13 protein-coding genes are annotated in these 16,545 nt (G+C 61.4%); 9 read left to right on the top strand and 4 right to left on the bottom strand.

Annotated elements, in window-relative coordinates; genetic code table 11:
• The first annotated feature begins 174 nt into the window (after positions 1–174).
• From IB245_RS09585 to IB245_RS09575, 3 genes are all read left to right on the top strand, one after another.
• Positions 175–1,038: a LysR family transcriptional regulator gene (locus IB245_RS09585; protein WP_192227409.1), complete on the top strand. Its 864-nt coding sequence runs from the start codon at positions 175–177 to the stop codon at positions 1,036–1,038.
• A gap of 106 nt (positions 1,039–1,144) precedes the next feature.
• Complete coding sequence (locus IB245_RS09580) at positions 1,145–2,284, top strand: SRPBCC family protein (RefSeq protein WP_192227408.1); 1,140 nt, start codon at positions 1,145–1,147, stop codon at positions 2,282–2,284.
• Positions 2,281–3,372: an SMP-30/gluconolactonase/LRE family protein gene (locus tag IB245_RS09575; protein WP_008031538.1), complete on the top strand. Its 1,092-nt coding sequence runs from the start codon at positions 2,281–2,283 to the stop codon at positions 3,370–3,372. Before IB245_RS09580 ends, IB245_RS09575 begins: the two co-directional genes overlap by 4 nt.
• Positions 3,373–3,527: 155 nt before the next feature.
• Here the strand turns inward: IB245_RS09575 and IB245_RS09570 are convergent, their stop codons facing one another.
• The 4 genes from IB245_RS09570 to IB245_RS09555 all read right to left on the bottom strand — a co-directional run bounded on the left by IB245_RS09570 (position 3,528) and on the right by IB245_RS09555 (position 9,720).
• Entirely contained in the window at positions 3,528–3,761 is a 234-nt protein-coding gene (locus IB245_RS09570; RefSeq protein WP_008031536.1) for a hypothetical protein, read from the bottom strand.
• 128 nt (positions 3,762–3,889) lie between these two features.
• Complete coding sequence (locus IB245_RS09565) at positions 3,890–6,523, bottom strand: excinuclease ABC subunit UvrA (RefSeq protein WP_192227407.1); 2,634 nt, start codon at positions 6,521–6,523, stop codon at positions 3,890–3,892.
• 158 nt (positions 6,524–6,681) lie between these two features.
• Entirely contained in the window at positions 6,682–8,745 is a 2,064-nt protein-coding gene (locus IB245_RS09560) for a PAS domain-containing sensor histidine kinase (protein ID WP_192227406.1), read from the bottom strand.
• A 285-nt stretch (positions 8,746–9,030) separates the two neighbouring features.
• Positions 9,031–9,720, bottom strand: a complete 690-nt coding sequence (locus IB245_RS09555) for a GntR family transcriptional regulator (protein ID WP_008031530.1) — start codon at positions 9,718–9,720, stop codon at positions 9,031–9,033.
• A 140-nt stretch (positions 9,721–9,860) separates the two neighbouring features.
• Here IB245_RS09555 and IB245_RS09550 point away from each other — a divergent pair, with 140 nt between their 5' ends.
• The 6 genes from IB245_RS09550 (at position 9,861) to IB245_RS09525 (ending at position 16,535) form a co-directional block, all read left to right on the top strand.
• The gene (locus tag IB245_RS09550; RefSeq protein WP_192227405.1) at positions 9,861–10,946 is read left to right on the top strand and encodes an ABC transporter ATP-binding protein; all 1,086 of its coding nucleotides are present in this window, start codon (positions 9,861–9,863) and stop codon (positions 10,944–10,946) included.
• Between the two features lies 1 nt (position 10,947).
• Entirely contained in the window at positions 10,948–11,865 is a 918-nt protein-coding gene (locus IB245_RS09545; protein WP_008042584.1) for an ABC transporter permease, read from the top strand.
• Positions 11,862–12,650 (top strand): ABC transporter permease, encoded by a 789-nt coding sequence (locus IB245_RS09540; protein ID WP_092269384.1) that lies wholly within the window; start codon positions 11,862–11,864, stop codon positions 12,648–12,650. The genes IB245_RS09545 and IB245_RS09540 overlap by 4 nt, the downstream gene beginning before the upstream one ends.
• Positions 12,651–12,670: 20 nt before the next feature.
• The gene (locus IB245_RS09535) at positions 12,671–13,723 is read left to right on the top strand and encodes an extracellular solute-binding protein (RefSeq protein ID WP_192227404.1); all 1,053 of its coding nucleotides are present in this window, start codon (positions 12,671–12,673) and stop codon (positions 13,721–13,723) included.
• 131 nt (positions 13,724–13,854) lie between these two features.
• Entirely contained in the window at positions 13,855–15,051 is a 1,197-nt protein-coding gene (locus IB245_RS09530; RefSeq protein WP_192227403.1) for an amidohydrolase family protein, read from the top strand.
• On the top strand, positions 15,048–16,535 hold the full coding sequence (locus IB245_RS09525; RefSeq protein ID WP_192227402.1) for an amidohydrolase family protein: 1,488 nt from the start codon (positions 15,048–15,050) through the stop codon (positions 16,533–16,535). The genes IB245_RS09530 and IB245_RS09525 overlap by 4 nt, the downstream gene beginning before the upstream one ends.
• Positions 16,536–16,545 lie beyond the last annotated feature (10 nt).

The raw sequence follows: 16,545 nt of genomic DNA, 5'->3' as shown, positions 1-16,545 counted from the left end.
CCGAACGAAAGGGGCAAGAGCCCTTTGGTTACTTTGGGGCTTTTCCAAAGTGACTCGCCGTAAGGGCGAAACCAATAGCCGCCGTTACCCCAACAACGGATATACACCCAATCAAAAAATGAGCCCCCCACAGTATCCGTTTACAATGCCAGCACCTCCCGCACCGGCCGCCCCATGGACATCGACCTCGCCCGCACCTTTCTGGAAATCGTCCGCCACGGCAGCCTCGCCGCGGCCGCTGAAAAACTCCACGTCACCCAGACCGCGATCACCGCACGCGTGCAGAAACTCGAAAGCCAACTGGGCAGCACACTGTTCGTGCGCAACCGCGCCGGCGCCCGTCTGACTCCGAACGGCGAAGCATTTGTGGTGTACGCCAATCAACTGGTCGAAACCTGGGACGCCGCGCGCCGGGACTTGCCACTGCCTGAGGGTTATCACGACGTATTGCACATCGGTGGCGAAGTCAGCCTGTGCAACCCGCTGATGCTCAGTTGGGCCGGCGAGCTGCGGGAGAAGATTCCCAGCCACGCGCTGCGCATGGAGATCCGCGACGGCGAAAACCTGCTGCGCCAACTGGAACTGGGGGTGTTGGACGCGGCGCTGGTCTACCAACCGGAGTATTGGCCGCGCCTGCAAGTCGAACAGGTGCTGGAGGAAAAACTGGTCCTCGTACGGTTTCCCGGTAAACCCGATCCCTATGTCTACATCGACTGGGGCCCGGATTTCCGCCGCCAGCACGATGCGGCTCTACCGGAAAAAGCCAAGGCCGCCCTGAGCTTCAACCTCGGCCCACTGGGCTTGCAATACATCCTTGAAAACGGAGGCAGTGGCTATTTCCGTACCCGCGTGGTGCAGAGTTATCTGGAAAGCGGCGTACTGGAACAGGTGCCCAAGGCCCCGGAATTCAGCTACCCGACTTATCTGGTCTATTCCCGCGACCGCGACTCGGCACCCCTGCAACGGGCCTTCGACCTGCTGCGTCAAGTCATCCAGTCCGATGAAGACTGGTCGCAACGCTGGAACCCGCTGACCTGAGTCCGCTTTTCACCGGATCATGGCGTTTGTGTCCTCAAGCTTCGGTCCGCCTTACACGGCGGGATCGTCTAATCTGCTGGGACAACAATAACCACAGGTGACCGCAGTGAGGCAGACCACCGAGGCTTTTCGCAACCGCTATCGCGCAGACATTCATCCCCTCTACAACCCCTGGTTGCACGGCGCCTTTGTGCTGCTGTTCGGTTTGCTGGCCATCGGGTTGTTCTGGAGCACCGTGCATCAGGTGCAACCGCTGGAATGGCTGGCGGTGCCGCTGACGTTATTGTTCTTCAACTTTGGCGTGTACATGGTGCATCGCCACCTGGGGCATCACAAACAGAGCTTCGCGCGGATGTTCTATGCCCGTCACGCCGGTGACCATCACAGCTTCTTTGCGCCCGGGCACATGACCTACGACAGTGCCCGTGACTGGCGGGTAATCCTGTTTCCGGCGTGGCTGATCGTGCTGCACACGCTCGTCATTACCCTGCCCGTCTGGTGGCTGCTTGAGCAGTTCGATGCCAACGTCGCCGGGCTTTTCGGTGGCTGCCTGGTCCTTGGTTACCTGACTTATGAAGTGTTTCATGCCTGCGAGCACCTGCCGCCCGAGAACCCGGTCACACGCTTGCCGTGGATCCGCCAGATGCGTCGTCTGCATGAACTGCATCACCGTCGCGAGTTGATGCAGGAACGCAACTTCAACATCGTTTTTCCGCTGATGGACTACCTGTTCGGCACGCTCTATTGGGAGCCCGAGCCGACCTACCTGACGAGAGCGCCCATGACCAGCATGCAGCATCAGATCAACATTGCCGGCAACCCGATTGACGTGCTCGCCTACGCCAGCACCGTGACCCGTTGGCCCGAATGGCACCCGTCGTCGCTCAAGGTCGATGGCCCGGGCGGCTCGCTGCATGCCGGGGCGCGGTTCGAGGAAGACATCCGCGCCGGCGGGCGCGAGGGGCATCTGAGCTGGGTGGTCGACGAGTACCTGCCCGGTCGCCGCTGGATCGCGCGGGCTCATGGTGACAACGGACTGTCGCTGGTGGTGACTTACGAATGCACGGCCGAGGGCGATGGCACGCGGTTTGTCCGTACCCTGGACTATCAGTTCAGCGGCCTGGCAATGCGCATCGCCAATCAACTGCTGCTCAAGCGGCGCATTGACCGTGAATCGGCAGCATCGATGCAGGCCTTGCGCGAGATGGCGCACAAACACCTGACCACCGCAGGAGCCAACGCGTGAGTCGAACCGTCAAGTTTCGTCATGTCGTGTTGTTGGTGATCGTGGCCATCGCAGCCTTTCTGCTGCTGATGCCGACCAAGGTGCAACCGGTGGCCTGGACTCCGCCGCCGGCACCGTCCCTCACCAGCGGCCCCTACGCCGACAATCAACGCCTCAAAGGTGTGGAGCGTGTCGGCGCGGCGGATATCGACGGGCCGGAAGCGTTGCTGCTGGAGAACAATGCGCTCATTACGGGCCTGCATGACGGCCGTCTGATCCGCACCAGCCTCGACGGCGAAGCCACCAAGGTGCTGGCCGATACCGGCGGCCGACCGCTGGGCCTGGCGCGTCACCCCAATGGTTTGCTGGTGATCGCCGACGGGATCAAGGGCTTGCTGTCGCTGGACGCCCAGGGTCGCTTGATTCCATTGACCACAGAGGCCAACAGCGTGCCCTTCGGCTTCACTGATGACGTGGTCATCGACAAGTCGGGGCACTACGCCTATTTCAGCGATGCTTCCAGCCGCTTCGGCTATGGCAGCGATGGCGACGCGATCATCGAGCATGGCGGCGACGGTCGCTTGCTGCGTTATGACTTCCAGACCGGTAAAACCACGGTCCTGCTGGATAAGCTGGAATTCGCCAACGGCGTAACGCTGGGCCCGGACGATGCCTTTGTGCTGGTGAACGAGACCGGCGCCTATCGCATCAGCCGTTACTGGCTGAGCGGACCCAAGGCAGGCACCCACGATCTGTTTATCGACAATTTGCCGGGCTTGCCGGACAACCTGGCGTTCAATGGCCGGGACCGTTTCTGGGTGGCGCTGTATGCACCGCGCAACGCCCTGCTCGATGCCACGGCGCCGCATCCCTTCGTGCGCAAGATGATTGTGCGGGCGATGACGGTCCTGCCCAAACCCATAGAGAAACGCGGGTTTGTCCTGGGGCTGGATCTGGAGGGAAAAGTGATCGCCAATCTGCAGGATGGCAGCAGCGGCAACTACTCACCGATCACCACGGTGCGTGAATATGGGGAGTGGTTGTATTTCGGCTCGTTGAAGGCCAGGCACATGGTGCGATTACCGCTCGCCACCGCGTTGTCGAACTGACCTGTAGGAGCTGGCTTGCCAGCGATGGCGTCATCGGGGCCACCATCGCTTCGCCAGCAAGCCAGCTCCTACAGGTTCGGTGTCGTTCAAAAGTTAACGGGGATCCATTTCGCTATGGGGTTCTGCGTTGTCGGTTTCCTTTCGGGAGCGACACGTCAGGACGGGACCTGAAGCTGTTGGACGATCTTCTCCTTGACCTGAAAGCGCTTCTCCTTGAGCTTCTTCACTGAGTCATCGCTGGACTTGGCCTGCTCTGCCTTCACCACTTCGGCATCCGCCTGCGAATACTTGTTGATCAGTGAATCCAGTAACGGATCCTTGGTGCGTTTTTGCTGGATATCTTCCTTTGAAAGTTTCAAATCCTGATAAAGGTCGTGTGGCACCGGCATGGAACACCTCCGTTTGTTGATCGGTGGCAAACGCGATCGATTGCGTTCACCAACTATCAGAATGGCCTCGGTTGGCGGGTTCTGTCGACCGCCTATCAGACCAGCGGTGTCCGTTCGTCGTCCTGGCGCTAGGTATTGAGGGTTCTGGCGAGGAACGGCGCGGTCCGGCTTTTTTTGCTGCTGGCGACTTTCTGCGGCGGGCCCGCCACCACAATCTTGCCGCCCTGATCCCCTGCACCCGGCCCGATGTCGATCACCCAGTCACTTTGGGCCACCACGCGCATTTCATGTTCGACGACGATCACCGTGTGCCCCGCCGTCACCAGCGTGTTCAACTGTTCGAGCAAGCGATCGACATCCCGCGGGTGCAACCCGGTGGTGGGTTCGTCAAGCACGTAAAGCGTTGCCCCGCGCTGGTTGCGTTGCAGTTCGGTGGCCAGTTTGATGCGCTGGGCTTCGCCGCCCGACAACTCGGTCGCCGGTTGGCCGAGCCGCAGGTAACCCAGGCCGATATCGCGCAGCACTTCCAGTGAGCGGCGAATACTCGATTGCTCAGCAAACACCTCGACCGCTTCATCTACCGTCAATTGCAATACCTGCGCAATGCTCAATCCCTGCCAGGTAATCGCCAGCGTCTCGGGGTTGTAACGGGCGCCGTGGCAAGTCGGGCATGGTGCGTAGACGCTGGGCATGAACAGCAATTCGACGCTGACAAAACCCTCGCCTTCGCAGGTCGGGCAGCGACCCTTGGCGACGTTGAAGGAGAACTGACCGGCGTCGTAGCCCTTGGCTTGCGCCTCGGGCGTGGCGGCGTAGAGTTTGCGCACGTTGTCGAACAGCCCGGTGTAAGTCGCCAGGTTAGAGCGCGGCGTGCGGCCGATCGGTTTCTGATCGACTTGCACCAGCCGCTTGATCGACTCCAGCCCTGCGCTGACCTGACCGCCACTGACTTGCGGTGCATCGTCCTCAAGGCTCAACTCTTCTGCCTCGCTGTCACTGGCGGCGCGCCCGAGATGCGCGCCCACCAGTTCCAGCAACGCCTGACTGACCAGGCTTGATTTACCGGAACCCGACACGCCGGTCACCGAGGTGAAACAACCCAGCGGAAACTCGACACTGAGGTTATTCAGGTTGTTGCGAGTGATGCCTTCCAGCCGTAGCCAATCGGCCGGCTTGCGGCTGGCTCGCGGCAGCCTGACCTGATCGGCAAACAGGTAAGCGCGGGTCTGCGAGTGCGTCACGTCGGCCAGGCCCTGCGGTGGACCGCTGTACAGAATCCGGCCGCCATGCTCGCCCGCCGCCGGCCCGACATCGATCAGCCAGTCGGCGCGGCGCATAGTTTCCAGATCATGCTCGACCACAAACAGCGTGTTGCCCGCCGCTTTCAAACGTTGCAGGGCTTCGAACAGCGCCTCGCCATCCGCCGGGTGCAGACCGGCCGACGGTTCGTCCAGCACGTAAATCACCCCGAACAACTGCGAACCCAATTGCGTCGCCAGGCGCAGGCGCTGCAATTCGCCGGACGACAACGTCGGCGTGCTGCGCTCCAGTGCCAGGTAACCGAGCCCCAGGTCCGTCAACGTGCTGACCCGCTCCAGCAAATCCTGGGCGATGCGTTGCGCGGCCAGGCGTTTTTCCACCGACAGGTTCGGCGTGTGGCGCACATCCGGTGCATGGGCGTGACCACTGGCGCCGTGGGCCACTCGCTGCTCACGGGCCTCGCGGGTCTGCTCGTGGGTCAAGACCTCGCCCGCCTCATCGGCCTGGTCGAGGTAACTGTGCGCCGCCACTGGTTTCAATACGTCGGCCACTTGCAGCAACGGCATTTGCGCCAACTCGCCGATGTCGTAACCGGCAAAGGTCACCGACAACGCCTCGCGTTTCAGGCGCTTGCCGTCGCACAGCGGGCAAGGGCTGCCGAGCATGAATTGCGAGACGCGCTTCTTCATCAGCGCACTTTGCGAGTGGGTGAACGTGTGCAGGATGTAGCGCCGGGCACCGGTGAAGGTGCCCTGGTAACTCGGCTCCATGTTGCGCTTGAGCGCGACTTTGGTTTCTTCGGGTGTGAGCCCGGCATACACCGGAACGGTCGGGGTTTCTTCGGTGAAAAGAATCCAGTCGCGCAGCTTTTTCGGCAGGTCGCGCCAGGGTTTATCGACGTCGTAGCCCATGGTCACGAGGATGTCCCGCAGGTTCTGTCCTTGCCACGCCGTGGGCCAGGAAGCGACCGCGCGCTGGCGAATGGTCAGGCTCGGGTCCGGGACCATCAGCGCTTCGGTGACTTCATAGACCCGGCCCAAACCATGACATTCAGGGCAGGCGCCCTGGGGCGTGTTCGGTGAAAAGTCTTCGGCGTAGAGCATCGGTTGCCCCGGCGGATAGCTGCCGGCGCGCGAATACAGCATGCGGATCAGGCTCGACAACGTGGTCACGCTGCCCACCGAAGACCGCGTGCTCGGCGTGCCCCGTTGTTGTTGCAAGGCGACCGCTGGCGGCAGGCCTTCGATGGAGTCGACATCCGGCACACCGACCTGGTCGATCAGACGCCGCGCATACGGCGCCACGGATTCGAAATAACGGCGTTGCGCTTCGGCGTACAGGGTCGAAAACGCCAGGGATGACTTGCCGGAACCGGAGACGCCGGTGAACACCACCAGCGCATCACGGGGGATATCGACGTCGATGTTCTTGAGGTTGTGTTCACGGGCCCCGCGTACCCTGACCATGCCGGAAGGAGGATTGGAGGTGCGCTTTGAAGTCATCAGGTGGCCTTGATCAAAAAGTTCGAAGGATTAACGCATTGCCAGGAATTTACGCAGATCCAAACTGTAGGAGCCGGCTTGCTGGCGATGGCGATTTCAAGTACGCCATCGCCAGCAAACGGAACGCCGCCCGGCCGCTCCTACAATTGGATCGGGGTTCAGCCGTTGAGGACGGTGCGGACCATTCGGGTCAGCGCCTCGGGACCATAGGGTTTGCTCAGCAAAAAGGTATCGGGGCTGAGCTGGTGATTGCGCGAAATAATGTCACGAGTGTGGCCGGACGTGAACAGTACGGCCACCGGTGGCGTTTGCACTTTGGCCCAGGCGGCAAGGTCCGAGCTTTTGATCAGGCCGGGCATGACCACGTCGGTGAAAATCAGCTGAACCACCACGCCTTCGAGCAACATCTGCATGGCGGCATCACCGTTGGCGGCGGTCAGGACCTGATAGCCCTCCTCGCTCAATAATTCCACCGCCGAAGCGCGCACCGCTTCATTGTCCTCGACCACCAAAATGGTTTCATGCCCACCGCGTTGCTGCGTGTCATGGGTCGCTGTTTCACTGAGCAACGGGCGCAGGCTGCGCGGAAAATACAGCTGCACCCGAGTGCCCTGTCCTTCGACGCTGGACATCTCGATGTGCCCGTCACTCTGTTTGACGAAGCCGAACACCATGCTCAACCCCAACCCCGTACCCTGACCATCGGCCTTGGTGGTGAAAAACGGTTCAAACGCTTGCGCGAGCACTTGCGGTGGCATACCAAGGCCGGTATCCGCCACGGCGACGCGCACGTAATCGCCAGGCGAAATACCTTTGCCCGCGCAAAACTTGCGGTCGAGGGTAACGTTCTCGGCGCTCAATTCAATGGTGCCTTCGCCCGCCATGGCGTCACGGGCATTGATCGCGAGATTGAGAATGGCGTTTTCCAGTTGGTTTCGATCGACGTTGATGTGCCAGGACGCTTGAGGCAACCGCACATCGATCTGGATGGTTTCACCCAACGCCCGTTGCAGCAGCTCGCCCAGGCCTTCGAAGATATGTCGTGGATCGCAGACCGCTGGCGACAGCGGCTGACGGCGGGCGAAAGCGAGCAACTGCGAAGACAGTTTCGCGCCACGCTCCACCGCTGCAATCGACGCAGAGACTCGACGCTGCACGTTGGCATTGTCCGGTTCATGCCGCGCCAGCAGGTGCAGGTTGCCGGCGATCACTTGCAGCAGGTTATTGAAGTCATGGGCCACGCCCCCCGTGAGACCGCCGATGGCTTCGAGCTTCTGCGACTGACGCAGTTGCTCTTCCGCCGCCAGCCGCGCTTCGACTTCGTCGGCGACGCGCTGCTCCAGGTTTCGGGTGAATTTGAGCAGGGATTCTTCGGCGGTCTTGCGTTCGTGGATGTCGATCAACACGCCGGGAAAGCGGAACGGCTCACCCTGCTCATCGAATTCGCAGCAACCGCTGGCCTGCACCCACAGGTAACTGCCGTCGGGACGCAGGACCCGATATTCGGCGTTGAAAGGCTCACCGGTGGTGATGGATTGATTGACTTGCTCATTGACCCAACTGCGGTCGTCGGGATGAATCCGCGCTTCGGCGAACTCCGTTGGCAGGTTGCCCAGGTCATGCTCGGCCGGGAAGGAAAAGGTCCGGGCAAAGCGTTCATCGCCGGAGAGCCGATTGCCTTTGATGTCCCAGACGAACGAGCCGAGCAAGGCACCGGCGTTCAACGCCAGCCGCACCCGTTCATTGTCGGCGTGGTAGGCGTCTTCGGCCTCCTGGCGCCGGCGTTCGGAAATCACATGCTCCGTGGTTTCGACCACCATCGCCATGACCCCGGCCGGCGTCCCCTCGTCATTCGCCACCGGGCTGTAATAGAGGTCCAGCCAGACGTTTTCGGGGACGCCGTCGCGCAACAGCACCAGCTCTTTGTTGCGATAGGACAACGTGCCGCCCGCCAGGCAAGTGTCGACTACGTGACGATTGAATTCGGCGACTTCCGGCCAGCCCAGCTCCACCGGAGAGCCCAACAGATAAGGATGTCGGCCACCGGCGAACGACGAGTACGCATCGTTATAGATCATGTAGCCGGGGCGGCCCCAGAGCATCACCATCGGCAGCGGCGACGCGAGCAGCAATTGCACCGCGCTGCACAGGCTGGCGGGCCAGGTCTCCAGGCTTCCCAGTTCAGTGCGACGCCAGTCGAACGCACGGATGCGTCCGGCCATTTCACCGTTCCATCCAGCACACCCGTGGCTATCGTCTAGAAACTGCATCGACTGGCTCTGTGTCCTGTTATTGGCGCCCGTTTGTTTCGAGCACTGCGGATGCCAATGGTTTCATAGAGGTTAGCTGATTCTGACGGCAATCTTTGCCCACCACAGATCCCTGTGGGAGCGAGCCTGCTCGCGAATGCTATTTGACATTCAACAATGATGTCGGCTGACACGACGCCATCGCGAGCAAGCCGGTCTCGCTCCCACAAGGTGCAACTTCAGATTCAGGTTTTGTGGCTACACCTCGATCAGGTGTTTGAGCGGGTGATACCCCGTCTTCAACGTGGCGGCGACGTCCAGGATCGCCTTCTCGATGCCGTTCAAATGGATGCATGTCAGTTCGATGGCGGCGCTCTGGTTGCCGGCCTCGATGTACTCGATCAAGCGCAGGTGCTCATCGTCGCGGCAGGCTTCGTGACTGTCGTCGTCCAGCGCGGCGGCGTACAGCGAGGCGCGGGAGATCAGTTTGCGGAACCAGTCCAGCAACACCGGGTTGTTCAGGCTTTGCGCGAGTTTGATGTGGAACTCGCCGAGCAGATGGATCAGCCGTTCATGGTCGCCATTGCGGTGCGCTTCATCCTCGAGCAACAGGTGATCGCGCAGGTCCCGGGTCACGGCGGTGTCACGACGCCGGCAGAGCTCGGTGACGATGCCGATCTCGATCAGGCGTCGCGTTTCAAACAGCGAACGGATCTCTTCATCGCTGGGCAACGACACCGATGCACCCTTATTGGGCTCGGTCGTCACCAATCCATCCGCCTCCAATTGCTTGAGCGCGGCACGAACCGACGTTCGGCTGACATTAAAAAGTTCGGCCAGCGAAGTCTCTCCAAGCTTCATGCCAGGACGCAGCGAACGCTTGCTGATCGCCTCGTAAACCCCTTGGTAGACGCGGTCGACCGTGGTCTCGAGTTTCTTCTCGGTCATCTCAACACTCCTTTAGCGCTAAACAACCGGCCCCAGGCGATGAGCAGCCTTTGAAAAAGGGGGTTGCACGAGCAGATTAATCCGGTTATTTGTAGATTGCATCCAGATATTGCATACAATAATTAGAGGATTGCACCATTATGGGTCAACCAATAGCTATCGAAGTGCGTAACGTCTCCAAGCGGTATTCCGACGATCCGGGGCTGGCTCCAGCCCTCGACAACGTGTCAGTCGACATTGCCGACAACGAATTCTTCACCCTGCTCGGCCCGTCCGGCTGTGGCAAAACTACCCTGCTGCGCACCATCGCCGGTTTCGAACACGTCAGCGATGGCGAGATCCGTCTCGCCGGCGAACCGGTCAACGACCTGCCGCCGTTCAAGCGCCGGGTCAATACCGTCTTCCAGAGCTATGCGCTGTTTCCGCACATGAGCGTCGCGCAGAATATCGCCTTCGGGCTCGAGATGCAGGGCCTTGATCACAAGGTTATTCCTCGGCGTGTCGATGAGATGCTGGCGCTGGTGCAAATGCAACACCTGGCCAGGCGCAAACCCGCCGAGTTGTCCGGTGGCCAGCAACAACGCGTGGCTCTGGCGCGCGCCCTGGCGCCAAAACCGAAAGTGTTGTTGCTCGACGAACCCCTGTCGGCGCTCGACCTCAAGCTGCGTAAAGAGATGCAGGTCGAACTCAAGCGCGTGCAGAAGGAAGCCGGGATCACCTTCATTTTCGTCACCCACGATCAGGAAGAAGCCCTGACCCTGTCTGACCGCATTGCCGTGATGTCCGCCGGCAAGATCCTGCAGATCGGCACCCCCAACGATATTTACGAACGGCCGCAGCATCAGTTCGTCGCCCAGTTCATCGGCGACATCAATTTCCTGCCCGGTCATCTCAAGCGCGGCCAGCAGAACGAAAAGCTCTTCGTGCCCAGCGGCATGCCGGTGGAGATCCCCTGCCCGGCCCAGGGTTTCGACGGCAACAACGTGCAACTGGCGTTCCGCCCGGAGCGCTCGCAACTGGTCGACGTCGGGCAGCCTCATCACCTGCGCGGCGTGATCGAAGCGGTGTTGTATGTCGGCACCGCGACGCTTTATCAGTGCCGATTGAACAATGACATCAAGGTCATGCTGCGCGAGAACAACGAAGGCCTGAACCGTGGCCGAGCGGTGGGTGATCGTGTCGCGGTCAATCTGCCGCCTCACGCCTGCTTGTTGATGGAGGCCTGAGATGAGCGTCAGCAGCACTTCCCCCGCTCTCAACCGCGCGCTGTTGCTCAGCCCGGTGGTTCTGACTTTGCTGGCACTGATCGCCATTCCGCTGGGCATCATGGGCTACATCAGCCTGTTGCCGCGCAACGTCTACGGCGGCGTCGACTGGCAAGCCAACTGGCAATTGCAAAGCTACGTGCAGCTGTTTTTCCAGGAAGGATTCGACGGTGAACTGGAGCTGAACTGGGTCTACGCCCAAGCCTTGTTGCGCTCGGTGTTCCAGGCCGGCGGCACGACGTTGTTGTGTTTCCTGTTCGGCTTCCCGGTGGCGTTGTGGATGTCGAGCCTGACCCCGCGCCGGCGCAACCTCATGGTCTTGCTGATCACCATTCCGTTCTGGACCAACCTGCTGATCCGCAACTACGCGTGGCTGATCATCCTGCGCGAACACGGTTGGGTCGCGCAGAGCCTCAACACGCTGTTCCCGCAGGCGGGCGGCATCACCCTGCTCTACAACGACTTCGCCGTCAGCGTCGGGCTGGTTTATAGCTTCCTGCCGTTCATGATTTTGCCGATCTATTCGACCCTGGAAAAACTCGACTGGCGCCTGGTGGAAGCGGCCTACGACCTGGGCGCCAACCGCTGGCACGCGCTGAAGCGAATCATCCTGCCGCTGTCGATGCCCGGTGTGATTGCCGGCGCGCTGCTGGTGTTCGTGCCGAGCCTCGGCGCCTTCATCACCCCGGCGATTCTCGGCGGCGGCAAGACGCTGATGATCGGCAACCTGATCCAGCAACAGTTCGGCACCGCGCGCAACTGGCCGCTGGGCAGTTCGCTGTCGTTCCTGTTGCTGGGGATTCTGCTGCTGTCGCTGGTGGGTTACGCCCTCTATAGCCGCAGCGCCGCCAAAACTCTACGTCGGGGAGCCACCGCATGATCGCCCTGCACCTGAAAAAACTGCCGCTGACCCGCGAAGTCAGCCTGCTGATCCTCGCGTACCTGTACGTACCGATCTTCGTGCTGATCGCCTACAGCTTCAACGCCAACCGCTCGGCGACGGTGTGGACCGAGTTTTCGTTCGCCTGGTACGGGCGGATTCTGGCCAACCCGTCGATCCAGACCGCAGCGCTGAACTCGATCATCGTCGCCAGCATCGCCACGGTCTGCGCCACGGCCATTGCGCTGCTCGCGGCGCTGGCGACTTACCGGCCGTTCTACGGGCAGAAAATGGTCGAGGGCGGGATCAACCTGCCGCTGATCCTGCCGGAGATCGTCACCGCTGTTGCCACGCTGCTGCTGTTCATGGCGCTGGGGATCAAGCTCGGTTTGTTGACGGTGATTGTCGCGCACATCGGCTTCTGCATTCCCTTCGCGTACCTGCCAATTCGTGCACGGCTCAATGATCTCGACAAAAGCCTGCTGGAGGCGGCGAACGATTTGTATGCCAACCCGTGGCAGGTGTTTCGCCGGGTGACGTTGCCGTTGCTGTGGCCGGCGGTGCTGTCCGGTTCGGTGCTGGCGTTCGTGGTCAGCCTCGACGATTTCATCATGACGTTCTTTGTCGCCGGGCCGGGTTCGACGACCTTGCCGGTGTACATCTTCTCGGCGATCAAGGCCGGCGTGACGCCGGAGATCAACGCGATCTCGACCCTGATGCTGGTGATTTCCATCGTGCTGGTGGTGCTGGCCTTCTGGCTGGGACAGCGCGGCAAAAACCAATAAATCCTGGAGCGCACAAAAACATGAAAATGAAAAACATGTGTTTCGCCGTCACCGGTCTGGCCCTGAGTTGCTTCACGGCGTTCGGCGCACAGGCCGCCGAGCCCAAGGAGTTGTTCTTCTACAACTGGACCGATTACTACCCGGTGGACCTGCTGGCCAAATTCGAAAAGGAGACCGGCATCAAGGTCACCATGGACGGCTACGACAGCAACGAAACCCTGCTCGCCAAGTTGCAGGCCGGTGGTGCGGCGTATGACGTGATCGTGCCGTCGCAGTCGATCATGCGCACGCTGATCAATCAGAACCTGCTGCTGGAAATCGACGCATCGGCCCTGCCCAATTTCCAGCACGTCAAACCGGCGTTCCGCGACCCGAGCTTCGACCCTGGCCGCAAGTTCTCGGCGCCGTACCTGTGGGGCACCACCGGGTTTTCCTATGACAGCGCACGCGTGCCGGGCGGCAAACTGGACGATTCGTGGAAGGAATTCTTCGAGCCACGCAAGGAACTGCAAGGCCAGCTCGCCGCACTCGACACCTCCAGCAGCGTGATCAACGCCGCCAGCCACTATCTCAACGTCGACGAATGCAGCGAAAACCCACAGGACGCCAAGCGCATTCTGGAACTGCTGCAAAAGCAGAAACCGTTCCTGAAGATGTACAGCTCGGACAACACCGTCGACCGCATGGCCTCCGGTGAAGTGATCATGATGCAAAACTGGAACGGCTCCACCGCCCGGGCCACGTTGCAGAAGAGCAGCATCAAGTACGTGTATCCGCGCGAAGGCCTTGCGATGTTCCAGGACAACTTCGCCGTACCGAAAAGCGCGCCGCACCCCGGCAACGCGAAGATCTTCATCGACTGGATGATGAAACCGGAAAACGCCGCCGCCGTGTCCAATGCGATCGCCTATGCCAACGGCATTCAGAGCGACAAATTGATCGACGCCAAATGGCGGGTGATGGACGCGATCAACATGCCCGACGAGTTCGCCTCGCGCCTGCGCCCTGAGAAAGAGTGCAGCAACAAGGCGCGTGAGCTGCAGGACCGGATCTGGTCGAAGCTCAAGGGCTGATTGCTCGGCTTGAGACCGAGTTGCGGCCTTCGCGGGCAAGCCTCGCTCCTACAAGAGCAGCGCAGGACCTGTAGGAGCGAGGCTTGCCCGCGAAGAGGCCCGCCCAAACACCACAAAACTCGAGGTTTGAAATGAATCACCCCCGCTGGCTGCGCAACGTGCGGCCCTACGGTTCCACCGCTGAAGACCTGCTGATCGAAAACGGCCTGTTCAAACAACGCCGCCCGGCATCGTCCGCGCCACTGAATGCCACCGACATCGACGGCCAGAACCAGCTCCTCACCCCGGCCCTGGTGGAAAGCCACGTCCACCTCGACAAAACCCTCTGGGGCCAACCCTGGCGCCCGAACAGCGCCGGCCCGACGCTCAAGGACTACATCGCCAACGAGCGCCGCGTGCTGCGTGAAGTTCAGAGCCCCATCGCCGAGCGTGCCGGTGCCCTGCTGGAAAACTGCATCGCCCGTGGTTCGCTGACCATGCGTTGCCACGTCGACATCGACCCGGATTTCGGCCTGCGTCATGTCGAAGCCATGCAACAACTGCGCGAACGCTACCGCGACCTGATCGACCTGCAACTGGTGGTATTCCCGCAAACCGGCCTGATCAGCCGCCCCGGCACCGCCGAGCTGATGCGCGAGGCCATGGCCCTGGGCGTGGAAAACGTCGGGGGGCTCGACCCGTGCGGCATCGACAACGACCCCGTCGCCCAACTGGATTTCGTGTTCAAACTGGCCAGTGAATTCGACCGTGGTGTCGATATTCACCTGCACGACAAAGGTGAACTGGGCCTGTGGCAAATCGCGCTGATCGCCGATTACACCGAGCATTTCGGGCGCCATGGCCGAGTGATGATCAGCCACGCCTATTGCCTCGGGATGTTGCCTTGGAGCCAGGTCAAACCCGTGGCCGAGCGCTTGGCGGCGTTGGGCATTTCGTTGATGAGTTCGGCACCGGCCGATTGTGCGGTGCCGCCGTTCCTGGCGTTGCGCGAGGCCGGGGTGAACGTGTGCCTGGGTTCGGACGGCATCCGCGACGCCTGGTCGCCCATGGGCAACGGCGACATGCTGGAACGGGCGATGCTGCTGGCGTTCCGTTTCGACTTGAACAAGGACGAGGAACTGGCGGCGGCGTTTGCAGCGGCGACGGTGAATGGTGCGCTGGCGTTGGGCTGCGAGGATTATGGCGTGGAGCTCGGTCAACCGGCGGACTTCCTGTTGATGCCGGTGCAGACGCTGGGTGAAGCCGTGGTGTCGCGGCCGCTGCGACAGGTCTATCGGCGCGGCGAGCTGATTGCCGCGGGTGGTCGACTGCTGGAAAGCCGGTTGTGAAGCGCATCGCCCTGAAAAGCAGCTGCGTGGTCGGTTTCGACGGCACGCAGCATGTGCTGTGGCGCGACGGCGAAGTGGTGTTCGAGGGCTCACGTATTGTGTTTGTCGGGCGTGGTTATTCGGGGCCGGTGGATCAGTGGATCGATTACGGCAACGCGCTGATCGGTCCCGGCTTCATCGATCTGGATGCACTCGGCGACCTCGATTCCACGGTGCTGACGCTGGACAACTGCGAAGAACGCGACATGGGGCGGATGTGGTCCGAGGACTATCTGGCGGCAGGTCCACGGGAGAGTTACAGCGCGGATGAAGAGGTTTTCAAATACCGCTACGCCTTCACGCAACTGATCCGCAACGGCATCACCACCGCCATGCCGATCACCTCGATGTATTACCGCGAGTGGGCCGAGACCTACGACGAATTTTCTGCGGTGGCTGGCGTGGCGGCCGAGCTGGGACTGCGGACTTACCTCGGGCCCTGCTACATGAGTGGCATGAGTTATTGGCGCGCCGATGGCAGCCTCGGGCATCACTGGGATGAAGCGCGGGGCCTGGCCGGGCTCGACGCTGCGGCCCGTTTTTTCCAGGATTTCGACGGTGCACATGACGGTTTGATTCGCGGCGCGCTGCTGCCGGATCGCATCCAGACCTGCACCCCGGCGCTGTTGCAACGCACTGCCGCACTGAGTCGCGAGCTGAATGCGCCGATGCGCTTGCATTGCTGTCAGGGCCTCGGCGAAGTGGCGATGGTCGACCAGTTGCGGGGCGTTTCGCCGCTGGCCTGGCTGGAGCAGTTGAACCTGCTGACCCCGCGCAGCCTGCTGCCCCACGGCATTTACACCCAAGGTGATGCAGACCTGCAACGGCTGGTGGATGGCGGCGCGAGCCTGGTGCATTGCCCGGTGGTGTTTGCCCGGGACGGCGAGGCGCTGAACTCGTTCGGACGCTATCGGGCCAAGGGCATCAACTTTGCGCTGGGCACCGACACCTGGCCGGCGGACCTGCTGGAGAACATGCGTCAGGGGTTGAACATCGCTCGCTTGATGGAGGGCGGCGGTTCGCTGACCAGCGCCCTGGATTTTTACAACGCGGCCACACTCGGGGGCGCCAAGGCTTTGGGGCGTGACGACATCGGTCGTCTGGCACCGGGAGCCAAGGCCGACATCACGGTGTTCAACCTTCGCGGTCTGCACCTCGGGCCGCTATTCGACCCCTTGAAAAACCTGGTGCTCGCCGGACGCGGTGATGACTGCATCGCCAGCTACATCGACGGCCGCTGCGTGATGCAGGACGGGCAGGTTCAAGGCGTCGACTACCCCGCCCTGCAACGCCAGGCCCAACGACAATTCGAAACACTGATGCGCAGCCACAGCGACCGGGCCTTCGGCCGACCGGACTGGAAAAGCCTGTTCAAACCGGCCATCCCGTTCGCCGATGACTACAGCGCACAAGCGCCGCTGAGTGCGATTGATCCCCTTCCTTAGAGATTTCTGC

This window comes from Pseudomonas sp. PDM02 (assembly GCF_014852285.1).
Taxonomy (GTDB): Bacteria; Pseudomonadota; Gammaproteobacteria; order Pseudomonadales; family Pseudomonadaceae; genus Aquipseudomonas; species Aquipseudomonas migulae.
This window is presented reverse-complemented; position numbering and strand designations above follow the sequence as displayed.

Coding starts and splice junctions, on each gene's coding strand:
- IB245_RS09565 (WP_192227407.1), bottom strand. CDS start 6,523: ATGACTTCAAAGCGCACCTCCAATCCTCCTTCCGGCATGGTCAGGGTA.
- IB245_RS09540 (WP_092269384.1), top strand. CDS start 11,862: ATGATCGCCCTGCACCTGAAAAAACTGCCGCTGACCCGCGAAGTCAGC.
- IB245_RS09555 (WP_008031530.1), bottom strand. CDS start 9,720: ATGACCGAGAAGAAACTCGAGACCACGGTCGACCGCGTCTACCAAGGG.
- IB245_RS09560 (WP_192227406.1), bottom strand. CDS start 8,745: ATGGCCGGACGCATCCGTGCGTTCGACTGGCGTCGCACTGAACTGGGA.
- IB245_RS09570 (WP_008031536.1), bottom strand. CDS start 3,761: ATGCCGGTGCCACACGACCTTTATCAGGATTTGAAACTTTCAAAGGAA.
- IB245_RS09530 (WP_192227403.1), top strand. CDS start 13,855: ATGAATCACCCCCGCTGGCTGCGCAACGTGCGGCCCTACGGTTCCACC.
- IB245_RS09585 (WP_192227409.1), top strand. CDS start 175: ATGGACATCGACCTCGCCCGCACCTTTCTGGAAATCGTCCGCCACGGC.
- IB245_RS09535 (WP_192227404.1), top strand. CDS start 12,671: ATGAAAATGAAAAACATGTGTTTCGCCGTCACCGGTCTGGCCCTGAGT.
- IB245_RS09550 (WP_192227405.1), top strand. CDS start 9,861: ATGGGTCAACCAATAGCTATCGAAGTGCGTAACGTCTCCAAGCGGTAT.
- IB245_RS09545 (WP_008042584.1), top strand. CDS start 10,948: ATGAGCGTCAGCAGCACTTCCCCCGCTCTCAACCGCGCGCTGTTGCTC.